Raw genomic sequence first — 14,817 nt, 5'->3', positions numbered from 1 at the left:
AGTGACAAAGTAGAGAAGTATTATACAAATATATAGAACTATTTTCGAGCCCATGATGCAATGGCTTTAATATCTTCAGGGGTTGTTCGACAACAACCACCAATTAGATGAGCGCCTTTATCAAACCAGCTTTTGGCACTACGACTATAAATTTCACTAGAGGAATTACCATGCCATGTTTTAGAGGAGGCATCATATTCTTCTCCTGAGTTTGGATAAACTACTATAGGTTTTTTAGAATTGTTTTTAATTTCTTCAATTAATGATTGTATATGAGTGGGTGCACTGCAATTTATGCCTATGGCAGCCACTTGATTAAAGGAATCTAAGTATTTGGCACAATCTGAAATTAACGTACCATCACTTATCTGCAAATCATTTTTAGCGCTAAAGCTAATCCAACAATATACGTTGGGAAATTCTTTAAGCAGTTTAGTAATAGCTTTAGCTTCTATAAGACTAGGTATTGTTTCACAAGCAAGAATATCTACACCTGCATCTACTAAAATTTTTACTCTTGGTCTATGAAATTCAATTAGTTCTTCTTCACCAATTTTGTAACCTCCAAGGTATTCAGAACCATCTGCAAGATAAGCACCATAAGGGCCTACAGAACCGGCAACTAATGGGGTTTGCCTATTTATTCTATGTAGTGGATTTTTCCAAAAATCATCCCTAGCTTTTATAGCAATAGTAGCAGATTTCTTAATAAGAGATATCGCTTCGGGTTTAGTGAAACCTTTTTCTACATAACCTTCAATAGTAGCTTGATAACTTGCAGTAATTGCACAGTCGGCTCCGGAAGCAAAATAGTCATAGTGGACTTTCTCTATTATTTCAGGATTCTGAGCAAGTATTTTTGCTGACCAGAGAGAATCATTAATGTCGCACCCTAATCGTTCAAGTTCTGTAGCTAATGCACCGTCTAAGATAATTAACGGGAAATTTTTTAGAATATTAGTTATTGGATTCATAATAACGCTCCTTTGTTTTATAGATTAAATTTTAAGGGTTTATTCTGTTTTTTGATATTCTTTATGTTCAAAATCACATTCCATAAGAGGAACTATCTTGGTTTTCTTTATAAACTTATAACTAAAATAGAAAATAGCGAATAATGGAATAGTCATATAATTTGTGATAAAACTAAACCAATCGAATTTGGGTTCTTGGAATATCCATATGTTTGAGCCAAATATAACAATAGTACAAAGTATCATTGCCATAATTGGTCCGAATGGAAACCACTTAGCTCGATACTTTAAATCTTCAAGTTTTCTTCCTTGTGCAATATATGCTCTTCTGAATCTATAGTGGCATACAGCTATACCTAACCATGCAAAAAAAGCTGTAATACCAGAAATGTTAACTAGTGCATAATATATTTTACCATCACCAACGAGAGAGGCAAAAAAAGCTGAACAAGCAACAAGCGTTGTAAGGTAAAGCGCATTCATTGGAACACCTCTCTTATTTACTTTTCCAAAAAGTTTAGGTGCCTTTCCTTCCTTTGCCATTGAATAAAGCATACGAGATGAAGCATATAAACCTGAGTTTCCTGCTGAAAGAACAGCTGTAAGAATAACTGCATTCATGAGGCTTGCAGCAAATGCTAAGCCTGACCTTTCAAACACCATAGTGAAAGGACTAAAGGCTATTTGGTCTGTACCACTTTTTAAAAGGTTGGGATCATTAAAAGGAACGAGGAACCCGATTACTATGATTGCACCAAGATAAAATAAAAGAATACGCCAGAATACCATCTTAATGGCTTTCGGAACATTAACCTGTGGATTTTCACATTCACCTGCAGCAAGGCCTACTAGTTCAGTACCAGAGAAAGAAAAGCCTGCAAGTAGAAACACATTTACCATTCCCAATATGCCACCTATGAAGGGGCCCTTATTGCCATTAACATCAGATAGTGTAAAGTTAGAAAAACCTGGTGAATGTCCACCCATTATACCAAAAATCATCAGAGTACCTACTATTATAAATGCTATTATTGTAATAACTTTAATGCTGGAAAACCAATATTCACCTTCTCCATAAGCTCTTGCTGATGTAAGATTAAGTATAAATAGAACAACTAAGAATAATACACTCCATAAAGTTGCATTAGTACTCGGAAGCCAGAACTTTATAATGATGGATCCTGCGACTAATTCACAGGCCACGCATGTAGCCCAACAAAACCAATAATTCCAACCTAAAGCAAATCCAAATGCAGGATCTACAAACCTTGTAGCATAAGTTTCAAAGGAACCTGAAACTGGTAATAATGTTGCCATTTCTCCAAGAGATGTCATTAAAAAATATACTAAAATACCCATAACACCATATGCAACAATTGCACCACCGGGGCCTGCTTTGCTTATTGTACCGCCACTAAGTAAAAATAACCCAGTACCTATTGCACCACCAATAGCAATCATATTCAAATGTCTGGCTTGTAAACTTCTTTTGAGTTCACCGTGGTGCTCCACTTTATTCTCTGTCTTTATTTCTACTTTCGCGCTCATTTGAAACCTCCTTATTTTATATGTTTATAAATTCTGAACATTTAACTATACTGATAATTTTACCATTAATATGTAATCATGTAATACCTATAATGCATATATGCTTAATAATTTTAAAGCTATTTTGTTAATATTTTCTTGATAATACAATATTAAACGATATATAATGTAAGGTATGGACTCAAATAATAAATTTTAAATACCTTATTTGTGTCATTTGCCATAGAATAGAGAAGGTGATTTTTTGATAACAATACTTATAGTTGAAGATGATACTACTTTGAATAGTGGTATTATGCTGTCTCTGCGTCAGAATGATGTTGATATTTATCAAGCATATAATGTAAAACAAGCTAAACAAATACTATGTGAGAAAAAAATAGAGTTAATTATACTTGACGTTAACTTACCAGATGGAAGTGGATTTGAACTTTGTAAAGAAATCAGACAAGTATCCCAAGTGCCTATTATTTTTTAAACTGCAAATGATATGGAAATTGATATAGTCACAGGTCTGGAAATTGGTGGAGATGATTATATTATAAAGCCTTTCAGCCTTATAGTTTTGCGTGCAAGAGTAAGGGCAATATTAAGGCGTGTTAGGGATATAAAATTTGATAATAAAATTACAATAGGTAATATGGTGTTTAATTTTGATGCCATGGCATTTACTAAAAATGGTAAAGTCCTTGTGTTGAGCAAGACTGAACAGAAACTTTTAAAAATTTTATTAAATAACAAGGGCAGTATTTTATCAAGATCTCATCTCGTGGATAAAGTTTGGAGTGATGGATCAGAGTATGTTGATGAAAATACTTTAACTGTGAGCGTAAGCAGACTTAGAAATAAAATAGAGGAGAATCCCAATTCTCCTAAATATATAAAAACAATATATGGAATGGGATATATGTGGGTTGGAGGAGAATCTTTTGAATAAAATTACAGAGAATTCATTTAAAAGAATTTATATTATTTTTGGATTAGTATTTGCCATTTTTACTGTAGCAATCACCATATTTTTATTATGTATATACGATACTACCAGATCGTTTATGTTAATCATATTTGCATATTTCATGGTAATTATACTTTTAGCATATACTTTTATAATTGTGTTGGGTAAAAAAGTAACTAGGTCTATTAAGGCTATTGATGAAATTATGGATAATGCAATAAACGGCAAAAAAAATATGTATACAGGATATGAGGAAAATATGCTTTCATCCTTTGAGAGCAAAATGTATCACTTTATTGCCATGTCAAAATTCACCACAGATGAAATTGAAAAGGAGCGCAACAAAATAAAAAGTCTTATTTCAGATATCTCTCATCAGACTAAAACACCTGTGGCAAATATCATGCTTTATTCTGAACTGATGCTTGATGGTTATAAGCTAAATCAAGAGCAAAAAGAGTTAGCAAGTGGAATAAAGTCTCAGTCTGAAAAACTTAGATGGCTTATAGAATCTCTTGTAAAAATGTCACGGCTTGAAACAGGAATTATAAGTTCGGTTAATAAAACTTTACTGCCAGTCTTTCAAACTATCAGTACATCAATTGGGACAGTATTTTCCTATGCTGAAAAAAAGAATATACAAATTCGTGTATGTTGTGATGAAGACATAAAAGCATATCACGATGCTAAATGGACAAGTGAAGCATTTGTGAATATACTGGAAAATGCTATTAAATATACACCCGTGTGTGGTGAAATTGATGTAATAGTCAGCCAATACGAGATGTTTACCCGTATAGATATCAAAGATACGGGTATAGGCATAAATGAGGGTGAGCTTAACTTTATATTTAAACGATTTTATAGAAGTGCTGATGTATCACAATATGATGGGGTTGGCATAGGCCTTTACCTTACAAGAGAAATTATTTCCTCTGAGGGTGGATATATTAAAGTTAAATCTAAACTTAATGAGGGTTCCGTATTTTCCGTATTCCTGCCTAATACAAAATAAATATCAAATATTGCAAAACTGTTATATTTGAGAAAGTAGTTTGTTAGATTTAAGTAATATAGTATATTTATACCTACATAGGTATAGATTAGTATTTTAGGCAGGAATTATTATGGCAGTATTACAGACTAAAGGTTTGAAAAAGTATTATGGGGACAGAGAAAATATGGTAAAAGCTTTAGATGATGTAGATTTAAGTATAGATCAGGGTGAGTTTGTTGCAATTGTAGGAACATCAGGCAGTGGTAAGAGTACACTTTTACATATGCTAGGCGGTCTTGATCGGCCAACTTCAGGAATGGTGGAAGTGGAAGGTGTGGATATATTTAAATTAAATGATGATAAACTTACAATATTCCGTCGAAGAAAGATAGGATTTATATTTCAAAATTATAACTTGCTACCTATATTGAATGTTTATGAAAATATTGTTCTTCCCATTGAACTGGATGGAAACACAGTTGATAAGGAGTATTTAAACAGTATAATATCTGCCCTTGGAATTCAAAGTAAGATTAAGTCTTATCCAAATAATCTTTCAGGAGGACAGCAACAACGTGTGGCTATTGCAAGGGCTTTGGCTACAAGACCGGCTATTATTCTTGCAGATGAGCCAACAGGAAATCTTGATAGTAAAACAAGCCTTGATGTATTGGGACTTCTAAAAGCAACAGGGAAGCGTTTTAATCAGACCATAGTTATGATAACTCATAATGAGGAAATAGCACAAATGGCAGATAGTATCATAAAAATTGAAGACGGAAGAATTGTGAATAGGCTGGTGAATAATTAATGATAACTACACCAAATAAGAGGACTATTCGTAATCTTTCCATTAAAAGTCTAAAAGCAAATAAGCTAAGAAATATATTTGCAGCAATGGCAATAGCATTAACTACTATACTATTTACAAGTTTGCTAACAATCGGAATCAACATGAATAAATCTATTCAGGAAAGTAGCATGCGACAGGTGGGTGGAAGCGCTCATGGTAGTTTCAAATATTTAACAAAAGATGAATTTGACCATATAAAAAATCATAAGCTTATTAAAGATATTGGATATTCAGTATCGGTTGGCTTTGCATTAAATAGTGAGCTTTCTACAAGACCTACTGAAGTAAGATATGCAACATATAAGGAAGCAAAGTTTATGTTTGATCTTCCTACAAAAGGAAGAATGCCACAAAATGAAAATGAAATAGCTTTGGATACTATAGTGCTTGATAAGCTTGGTGTGCCACATGAAATAGGAAGTAACATAACATTAAAATATACTATAAATGGAAAGCAAGCTACAGATAAATTTATTCTTTCAGGATACTGGAAAGGAGACAGTGTAACCCCTTCAAGTATGGCATGGATATCAGAAAAATTTATAAACGCAAAGATTGGAGATATAGATTATAAATATGTAAAAAATCATATTAAAGAAACTGGAAATTTTACAGGACTTATATTTGCGGATGTAATGTTTTCAAATAGTTTTAATGTAAAGAATAAGCTTTTTAAAATTTTAAAGGATAACGGATATACAGAGGCAAATATACCAGTAGGTGTAAATTGGGCTTATACTTCAGGACAAATCACATCTAATTTGGGTAAAATAGCTGCGCTTATAGGTGCAATGCTAATTATTATGTTAAGTGGATACCTTATTATATATAATATATTTTATATTTCAGTGGTAAAAGATACTAAATTTTATGGCGTACTTAAAACCATTGGAACCACATCAAAACAAATAAGAAATATTGTTAAAAGACAGGCTATAATACTTTCTATTGTAGGAGTACCCATAGGATTAGTTATAGGATATATAATGGGGTCAGTGCTTATACCCTTTGTAATGAAGGTTGTACAAGTTACGTATACTGAAATATCGTTTAACCCTCTTATATTTATAGCATCATCATTGTTTTCACTTGTAACTGTACTTATAAGTTGCCGAAAGCCACAAAAGATAGCTTCAAAAATATCACCTATTGAGGCAGTTAGGTATACGGATGTTCAGGATAATGGGAAAAGGAAGAATAAAGAGTCAACTAATGGTGTTAAAGTTTACAAAATGGCTTTATATAATGTGTTTAGAAATAAGAAAAAGGCTATTGTTGTAATGATTTCACTCTCACTTAGCATAATACTTCTTAACAGTGTTTATACAATAGTCAAAGGGTTTGATATGGAAAAATATATCAGCTTTTTTATGAGCAGCGATTTTGCTATGGCTGATGCAGGTTATTTTAATAATTTTGTTGGATATAGAGGTCAAGATACCTTAAAAGAAAAAACGGTGGGTAAAATAAGTTCTTTGAAAGGCGTAAAAAGCGCTGGAAGAGTATACTTTAAAGAGTGTGAACATAAACTAACAGATAAATCATTAAAATGGCTTAAAGCTGCTCTTGAAAGTAAAGGCGCTCTAAACGATAAATCTGGAGCTACAGAAAATGCAAGTAAAATATTAAAAAGTAAAGAAATGAAATTATATTTTAGTGGATTTGACAAATCCATATGGAATAAATTTGAGATTTATGAAGGAACATTTGACTCTAAAAAATTTGCGACAGGTAATTATGTTATAATTGGAAGACCTAATTTTGATGTAACTTCAGGTAAAGAAAGTTATTATAACATTGGTGAAAATTTTAAAATGACATATTATGATGGAACAGAAAAGACCTATAAAGTAATGGCAATAGGTGATATACCATATAATATTTCTATAAAGCGTGCAGAACCTAATGCAGTACAAATTTTTATTCCGTCTGATGAATTCAAATCTCATGTTAAGAATCCTGTCATAATGACAGTATTATTCGATGTGGAAAAGAAAGAGATTTCAAGTGTTGAAAAGTATATTGAAAGCTATGTAAAAACAAAAGAACCTGCACTTAGTTATAAGTCCAGAAAGTTTTATAAAAATGAATTTGCAAAAACTCAGTCTACCTACAATGTAGTAGGATATTCACTTAGTTTTGTAATTGCATTGATTGGAATACTTAATTTTGCTAATTCTATGGCTACAAGTATAATATCCAGAAGACAAGAGCACGCAATGTTGCAAAGTATAGGTATGACTAGAAGACAGCTTTATAAGATGATTTTATTTGAGGGATTATACTATGCTTTATTTACTATGTTAATTGTTGTTACATTTGGGATGGCAGTTAGCTATATTATTGTTAATGCTATTGCAGGAGATATTTGGTTTTTTAGCTATCACATTACACTTGCACCAGCAGTGATTTGCCTACCTTTTCTTATAGTAATTTCTTTAGTTATTCCTGTTATATGTTATAAGACTACAAGTAAGATGAGCATAGTGGAAAGATTAAGTGAAATACAATGATATTAATTAAGTAAAATTCATACTAAGACATTTTGGACAAATGTCTTGAAACTTGAACTTTAAGGATTAACGTTAAATAATTGGAGGAGCATTCTTGTTATGAATTAAAATGAACTTTGAAAAAAAGAGTACCTACTGATAAAACATAGGGTATAACAGTTGCAACTTTTATCCCTAATTTATAATTATAAGTGGAGGTACTCAATATGAATTATACACAAAATGAAAAGATAATGTCAATAACAGAAGGTACATTAGTTATATGAATTGATATCGCGAAGCAAATTCAGTATGCGAGAGCGTTCGATTACAGAGGTGTAGAGCTTAGTAAGATTAAACCGTTTGAAAATACAGCGGAAGGTTTTAAAACATTTCAAGAGTGGTTAAAGTTAGTTACAAAAAGAATAAAAAAACAACATAATTGTAGGATTAGAACATACAGGTCATTACTGGTTCACATTGAGAAATTTTCTAAAGGAACTAGGGATTAAATTTGTTCTTGTTAACTCATTCTCAAAAAGATTGGAATAGCTTTTTATATAACACATACCTCTGGCTTACGGGTGGAGTGATTTATATATATAGTGAGAATGTTTCAGGCTGAGTAGTAAAAGAAGAAATAGTAGCTGTTCCTTTTGTAAAGTATAAAACAGCAAAAATTCCATCATCAATGGTATACATAGTTTTTAAAGCTGGAACAGCTTGAAGTGCTAATTCTTTTACTTCACGTCTGTCATCATTTGCAACTTCTCCAGTAACACGAATCCATTGTCCTTTTTTATTCATACTAGACATTTCAACTTTAGGATTTTCTAACATTTGTTTAAAACATTTTTTTGTATTGTTTGTGACAATATATAATTTTCCTTCATATTCAAAGACAGCACCAAATGGTCTGACTCTTGGTTGGTCACCTTCACTAGTTGCTAAGTAAAAAATACCACTATCTTGTAAAAATTCTAATGCTTTATTCATAATTGTTGCTCCTCTCATATATGTATGTTAAAATTGATTATACACTAATGATAACATGTATATCTAAAAAAACAAGTACGATCTTTTATTGATGTTAGTATATAAAAGATACTATGGAGGAAGCTATGATGGAGAGTAAAAATAGTCTTTTTGGGAAATGCCCATATTTTACAGCGCAAAAAATATTTTCTGGAAAATGGTCAATATTAATTTTGTATCATTTGAATGATGGGGCATTACGTTATGGGGAGTTACAAAGAGGAATAGGTGATATAACGCAGGCTACATTAACAAAGCAATTAAGATTGCTAGAAGATTATGGATTGATTAGTCGATATGTTTATTCGGAAATTCCACCCAAGATGGAGTATTCATTAACTGATTTAGGGAAAGCGTTTGATCCAGTATTGGAACAGTTTAGGATTTGGGGAGATAAGTATATTGAATCTCTTAAAAATTAATAAAACTACTGTTAAAGATGCTTCAATAGAAATATAAGTATCTTTAATAGTAGTAAACTTAAGTATATTTGATGATATGGATTATTTATTATATTCATTTAAAGGGGTTTCTTTTGAAAAAGAAACTTCTTTTATAATGCTATATAGAAGTCCTAATAGAGCACCAACTAAGGCTGGTATTACCCAAACAAGACCTTGTTTTGCTAAAGGCATAGAACTTAAAAATGGTATTTTAAGTCCAACTTGATTTAATGAATCGGATATACTAAAAATAGCGGTAATTAGCATGCTAAAAGAATATACTGCATTATAACCTTTAAATAGGTTATGGGTGAAGGCTAGTACAATAAGCACTATTGCCATAGGATATATAGCTGATAAAACAGGTACAGATATCTTTAATATGTTAGTTAAGCCTACATTTGCAAATAGCATACTAGATAGTGTTATTGTAGTAACCCAAACTTTATAACTAACCTTTGGAAGTATTCTTGAGAAATATTCACTGCATGATGTTATAAGACCAACACAGGTTGTAAGGCAAGCTAATCCAAAAGTTAATCCAAGTATTATTAGGCCATTTGTATTAAAAAGAAAAGAAACTATATTTGTTAATGTTTGCGCTCCATTTGTTGTATTTCCAAATTTAGTTTGAGCAGCAGCGCCTAGGCAAGAAAGCATTAAATATATTACAGTTAAAACAAGACCAGCTATAAGTCCAGCTTTTATTGTATAAGAACTTAAAGCTTTTTTGTCTGTAATGCCTTGTTTCTTTAAAACTAATGCAATAACTATTCCAAAATTAAGTGCAGCAATGGCATCCATAGTCATGTATCCATCCAAAAATCCTTTTAAAACGGGGAAGTTAGCATAATCTCCAATTGGAGCACTGAAACTACCAATAGGGTTCATTAAACTACCTATGAATATTATAAGTATAAGTATTAAGATAGCAGGGGTTAGTATCTTTCCAAAACGATCTACTAATTTATTAGGATTCATACTTAGCCAAAACGCTAAACCAAAGAAGCATACTGTATATAGAAAAAGAGGCAAAGATCCACCAATAAGTGATGTAGGTAAGAATGGTGCTATGCTCGTTTCAAAAGATAAACTAGCGGCACGAGGTATGCCTAAAAATGGTCCTATTGATAAATAAATTAATAATGTGAAAATAAGTGCAAAGGGTTTATTAACTCTACTAGCTAAATTTTGAAGACCATCAGCTTTTGCAACGACAGCTACGGCAAGGATTGGTAGGCCTACTGCAGAGGCAAGAAAGCCGGATAGTGAAAGTAAAATATTTGTACCAGACATTTGTCCGAGGACTGGTGGAAAGATTAAGTTTCCAGCTCCAAAAAACATTGAAAATAACATAAACTAACTAGCAGTAAATTTTTTCTTGATAATTTATTCATAGTAATTCCTCCAATAATATTATTTTTTCTAAGATTGAGTATTATATCGCTAATGTCACTGTCCACTAAATCACCCCCTTATAAAATAAAAAAAGCCTGTCCCTATAAAAGGGACGAGCGAATATGCACGTGTTACCACCCAAAATCCATTAAAATTATAATGTTTAACTTTAATAGCACTTAGCAAGATACCAAACGATATCTGTTCCTTTTAATGGTGGACGACCATTAAACCTTATTATAGTTCAGGTTTACTTCTCAGAGATGATTTTCGATTATAGACTGAACGTTGACTCTCACCAAGTGTCAACTCTCTTTAGAACAGATACTAAAACGTACTCTTTCTCGTCATCAAATTTGTTATTTATGTTGTAATGAAATATACCATATTATAAATAATTTGTCAATAACCAATTAATATTATTAGTATTTTCTCATAATTATAAGAAAAAAAAGATTGACGATATTACTAGTTAGTAGTAAATTATAAATATGGATAAAGAAAAAAGTACTTATGGAAAATTGGTAGATTTAAATTTAAAGGTGTTAATAGCATTAAGCAGATGTACTCATGATGTTCATAAAAAAGAATATAAAACTATCAAAGAGAGAGGGTTAACAGTTTCTCAGTTTGCGGTGCTTGAGATATTATATCATAAAGGAGATTTAAGAATTAGTGAAATAATAGAAAAAATTCTTTCAACGGGTGGTAATATGACTGTTGTTATAGATAATTTAGCTAAGGTAAATCTCGTTAAAAGATGTACTGACCCAAAAGATAGACGAGTTAATTTGATAAGCATTACTGATGAAGGCAGAAGACTCATAAGTGATATATTCCCAAAACATGTAGAAAATATAAATGAAATTTTTAGTAACTTAACATCAGAAGAAAAGATGAATTTAATAAGTTTATTAAAAAAATTATCAGGTGTATAAATGTGTACACCATACATTTTAATTAAATAGTACTAGTTAGTTATACTATACATAAGTTAAAAGTAGAACAAATAATGGAGGAATGAAAAGTATGATAAAATCAATAATTTCAAAATTAAAAAATCTTAGAGGAGAAAATAAAATGGATGAAAATAAAGTAGTATGTGGATGTTATAAAGTTACTGTAAAAGATTTAAAAAATGCTATCAAAAATGGTGCCAATTCATTTGAAGAAGTTCAATTAGCTACAAAAGTTGGTACCGGATGTGGCAATTGTGTAGATACTAATAAAGCATTAGTTGCTCAATTATTGGCTAAATAACAATAAAGAAAATTATTTATAGAAAAAGTAAATGGCTTCATATGGTATCAAGTAATCTAGGGGAAGCAGTTATAAAGGTAAATCAGGATGTAAATATATTTACATTAGAATTAGATGAGAGCAGTGTAATTGATTACCCTGTAAAAGCGGGTAGGCAAGCGTATTTAGTTCAGATCGAAGGAAAATCAAATATTAACGGAATTATTCTAAATGAAAGAGATGCCATGGAAATTGTTGAAGAGGATATAAAGATAAAGGCAGAAGTACTTTCACATTTTATTATTGTAGAGATGAAAAAAGCTTAAGAGTACTGTTAGATTAATAATAGAAAAGTTATAATAGGCTTTAGGATAACATTCCTAAAGCCTATTAATTTTATTTATTATTTTTTTCAAATATAACCTTACCTGCACAAACATTAGACTGACCAAACCACATACACTTTGAACATTTCAAACATTTACCAGTATCTTTGCCATCTTTGGCATCATTTGCCCAATTAGGATTTATAAGAAATCCTCTAGCAATATCTACAATGTCCACATTTGTATCAGTTAGTATTTGCTCTGCAATCTCAGCTGAATTAATTCCATCAACTGCAAATACTGGGATTGAAACTACTTCTTTAATTTTCTGGGCTGCATAAACAGCATTAGAGTATTTATATTCTTCATTTACGTGTATTTCCTGTTCACTCATAAATCCGTAAGAAATATCGAGGAAATCTACTCCGTTTTTTTCTAATATTTTAGCATAATGTATTCCATCTTCTATTAGTGGTTCAAATCCTCCCAAACGGATTCCAACAACAAACTCTTTTGATGTTGTTTTTCTAATTTCGTCTAGAATTTCTATAACAAATTTTTCAGGATTAATTCCATATTTATCAGTTCGCTTATTTACTTTTTTATTTAAAAATTGACTTATTAAATAGGCATGACATCCATGAAGTTCGATGCCATCATATCCTGCTTTGTAAGCTCTTCCAGCAGCTTCTATAAAATCATTTTGTATCGATTTTATATCTTCACTAGTCATAACGCGTCCAACAACTGTATTTCCTGCATAATTTTTATATTTATATGGACTTGGACACATTGGGTCGTTTGATATTCCAACAACTCCTGCATGATGAATTTGAAGAAATATTGGACAGTTTTCTTGATGAACTGCATCTACTATTTTTTTTAGTCCTTCAATTTGATCATCTTCCCATATCCCAAGTTGATTACCAGATAATTTTCCATTATTATTAACACATGTAGCCTCTTGTATTATAAGTCCGGCTCCACCTTTAGCTAATTTTTTATAACGTTCTAGATTTTCAATTGCTACATATCCATCAGCTCTAAAACCAACAACCATTGGAGGAACACAAATGCGATTTTTCATTTTTATATTTTTAATATTAAATTCGGTAAATAATTTTTTCAAAAATAACACTCTCCTATTTCACTATTTCATTTACATATAACTAGCTATATGATATGTTATTATTATATCTTACTAAGGAACACAACATCAAGTACGCACATTTTTGTGCCCTTAATTTGGAGGCGTCATTTATGAAAGATGAACTAAACAAAATACCACATATTTATTCTGAGCAGTGTCCTGTAGTTCATGCACTTGAGATTATTGGAGGTAAGTGGAGAATTGCGATTATTTGGGAACTATCTTCACAAAAAAGCATTAGATATAATGAACTTAAACGAAGGATACCTGGAATCACTAATATTATGTTAACACGTTCTTTGAAGGCTTTGAACGAGCATGGTCTTGTAGATAGAATAGAATATAATAAAATTCCACCTCATGTAGAGTACTCTTTAACAGAAACCTGTCATGATTTGCTACCTGCATTAGTAATTATAAATGAGTGGGGAAAAAATTTGAGTAGCTAGCATTAATAAAAAATAATGAAGTGCATATATTTTTAGATGTTTAAGTAGAAACCACATGAAGTAACTAAAAGTTATTTCATATGGTTTTTTATGATTAAGGCGAATTTATTATAAAAATCTGTTACTATAAAGAAAGGTATTTGCATTTTATTAATAAATTTGTAAAAATTATGATAAATATTTGGTGAAAAATATTTGTGTAATTTTTTACAGTTACTGATATTGAAGGGGGGGAATACCAAATGAAAAAAGTGAGGCTCATTTTGCTTGTTCTAGTTTTTACGAGTATAGTAGTAATATTTTTAAATAATATTATTATACATAATAAATATTCACACTTGAACAAAAATGTATACGATTTTTTACAAGATAAAGGCAATAGAATAGATGTTTATAATGCATCCGTAAAATTAAATAGCGGCAGTTCAAAAAATACTTGTGTTTATTTTTTAGCTGAAGTTTTAAGGAAAAATGATTTTAGCATACCGATAGAAACAAGTAATACAGAGCAAATGATATCTTTACTTTCAGATAAGGGTTTTAAAAAACAAAGTAATTATAAAAAAATAATGCCTGGAGATATATGTTTTACTACAAATGCCAATGGAGAACAAAATGGTTTTCCAACGCATACTTATATATTTATGAAATGGGTAAAGGCAGGAAGTTATGATTATGCGTATATATGCGATAATCAAGCAAAAGATTATAAAGGTAAAATTTATCATATTAGGAATATAAATATTAAAGCTAAATACAATGGTTTAGTTAAAGATCGTTTTGCATTCTTTATGAGAAAGTCTTAGTTGTAAATTCCATCGATATCTTTAGTATTATAGTATTAATGCTGTCAATCATTTTTGAAAATGTCCCAAATTAAGTGAAACATTAGCACCAACGAATTGTTGGTGCTTTACTTTGTTTGAATTATAATTTTGGGTAAGTTTAATACACCTAC

At 30.9% G+C, this 14,817-nt stretch carries 14 protein-coding genes, 2 pseudogenes and 1 other annotated feature; of the genes and pseudogenes, 11 read left to right on the top strand and 5 right to left on the bottom strand.

Annotation, left to right across the window (positions count from 1 at the left end; translation table 11 throughout):
• Positions 1-38 precede the first annotated feature (38 nt).
• A complete protein-coding gene (gene mmuM / locus KPL37_RS07425; RefSeq protein ID WP_216147346.1) occupies positions 39-974 on the bottom strand; it encodes a homocysteine S-methyltransferase in 936 nt (311 codons plus the stop codon).
• Between the two features lie 39 nt (positions 975-1,013).
• Positions 1,014-2,522: an amino acid permease gene (locus KPL37_RS07420; protein WP_216147343.1), complete on the bottom strand. Its 1,509-nt coding sequence runs from the start codon at positions 2,520-2,522 to the stop codon at positions 1,014-1,016.
• 244 nt (positions 2,523-2,766) lie between these two features.
• On the opposite strand from KPL37_RS07420, the gene KPL37_RS20255 reads away from it, so the two are divergent.
• The 5 genes from KPL37_RS20255 (at position 2,767) to KPL37_RS07400 (ending at position 7,840) form a co-directional block, all read left to right on the top strand.
• On the top strand, positions 2,767-3,000 hold the full coding sequence (locus tag KPL37_RS20255) for a response regulator transcription factor (protein WP_343216227.1): 234 nt from the start codon (positions 2,767-2,769) through the stop codon (positions 2,998-3,000).
• A 12-nt stretch (positions 3,001-3,012) separates the two neighbouring features.
• Entirely contained in the window at positions 3,013-3,459 is a 447-nt protein-coding gene (locus tag KPL37_RS20250; protein ID WP_343216226.1) for a response regulator transcription factor, read from the top strand.
• Positions 3,452-4,492: a sensor histidine kinase gene (locus tag KPL37_RS07410; protein WP_216147340.1), complete on the top strand. Its 1,041-nt coding sequence runs from the start codon at positions 3,452-3,454 to the stop codon at positions 4,490-4,492. The genes KPL37_RS20250 and KPL37_RS07410 overlap by 8 nt, the downstream gene beginning before the upstream one ends.
• Before the next feature lie 112 nt (positions 4,493-4,604).
• Positions 4,605-5,285: an ABC transporter ATP-binding protein gene (locus KPL37_RS07405; RefSeq protein ID WP_216147337.1), complete on the top strand. Its 681-nt coding sequence runs from the start codon at positions 4,605-4,607 to the stop codon at positions 5,283-5,285.
• Positions 5,285-7,840 carry an ABC transporter permease gene (locus tag KPL37_RS07400; RefSeq protein WP_216147334.1) on the top strand — a complete coding sequence of 852 codons (2,556 nt, stop codon included), beginning with the start codon at positions 5,285-5,287 and terminating at the stop codon, positions 7,838-7,840. Before KPL37_RS07405 ends, KPL37_RS07400 begins: the two co-directional genes overlap by 1 nt.
• Before the next feature lie 573 nt (positions 7,841-8,413).
• On the opposite strand, the gene KPL37_RS07395 is transcribed toward KPL37_RS07400, so the two are convergent.
• On the bottom strand, positions 8,414-8,815 hold the full coding sequence (locus KPL37_RS07395) for a pyridoxamine 5'-phosphate oxidase family protein (RefSeq protein ID WP_216147528.1): 402 nt from the start codon (positions 8,813-8,815) through the stop codon (positions 8,414-8,416).
• A gap of 128 nt (positions 8,816-8,943) precedes the next feature.
• Here KPL37_RS07395 and KPL37_RS07390 point away from each other — a divergent pair, with 128 nt between their 5' ends.
• Positions 8,944-9,276: a winged helix-turn-helix transcriptional regulator gene (locus KPL37_RS07390; protein WP_216147331.1), complete on the top strand. Its 333-nt coding sequence runs from the start codon at positions 8,944-8,946 to the stop codon at positions 9,274-9,276.
• A gap of 81 nt (positions 9,277-9,357) precedes the next feature.
• On the opposite strand, the pseudogene brnQ reads toward KPL37_RS07390, so the two are convergent.
• Positions 9,358-10,694: pseudogene (gene brnQ / locus KPL37_RS07385) on the bottom strand (branched-chain amino acid transport system II carrier protein).
• A gap of 106 nt (positions 10,695-10,800) precedes the next feature.
• Positions 10,801-11,055: a binding site (T-box leader), on the bottom strand.
• Positions 11,056-11,186: 131 nt separating this feature from the next.
• On the opposite strand from brnQ, the gene KPL37_RS07380 reads away from it, so the two are divergent.
• The 3 genes and pseudogenes from KPL37_RS07380 to KPL37_RS07370 all read left to right on the top strand — a co-directional run.
• Complete coding sequence (locus KPL37_RS07380) at positions 11,187-11,633, top strand: MarR family winged helix-turn-helix transcriptional regulator (RefSeq protein WP_216147328.1); 447 nt, start codon at positions 11,187-11,189, stop codon at positions 11,631-11,633.
• Between the two features lie 91 nt (positions 11,634-11,724).
• A complete protein-coding gene (locus KPL37_RS07375) occupies positions 11,725-11,955 on the top strand; it encodes a (2Fe-2S)-binding protein (protein ID WP_246578168.1) in 231 nt (76 codons plus the stop codon).
• Positions 11,956-11,975: 20 nt separating this feature from the next.
• Positions 11,976-12,260: pseudogene (locus tag KPL37_RS07370) on the top strand (pirin family protein); the annotation flags it as partial.
• Positions 12,261-12,330: 70 nt separating this feature from the next.
• On the opposite strand, the gene KPL37_RS07365 reads toward KPL37_RS07370, so the two are convergent.
• Entirely contained in the window at positions 12,331-13,398 is a 1,068-nt protein-coding gene (locus tag KPL37_RS07365) for an NADH:flavin oxidoreductase (protein ID WP_343216223.1), read from the bottom strand.
• A 122-nt stretch (positions 13,399-13,520) separates the two neighbouring features.
• Between KPL37_RS07365 and KPL37_RS07360 the strand changes: the two genes are divergently transcribed.
• Complete coding sequence (locus KPL37_RS07360) at positions 13,521-13,859, top strand: winged helix-turn-helix transcriptional regulator (RefSeq protein WP_216147319.1); 339 nt, start codon at positions 13,521-13,523, stop codon at positions 13,857-13,859.
• A 242-nt stretch (positions 13,860-14,101) separates the two neighbouring features.
• Complete coding sequence (locus KPL37_RS07355) at positions 14,102-14,665, top strand: hypothetical protein (RefSeq protein WP_216147316.1); 564 nt, start codon at positions 14,102-14,104, stop codon at positions 14,663-14,665.
• Positions 14,666-14,817 lie beyond the last annotated feature (152 nt).

Origin of the sequence: Clostridium frigoris, assembly GCF_018861865.1 — a bacterium.
GTDB classification, from domain to species: domain Bacteria; phylum Bacillota; class Clostridia; order Clostridiales; family Clostridiaceae; genus Clostridium_AD; species Clostridium_AD frigoris.
Note: the sequence above shows the minus strand (reverse complement) of the source record. Positions and strands in the feature narration are given on the sequence as shown.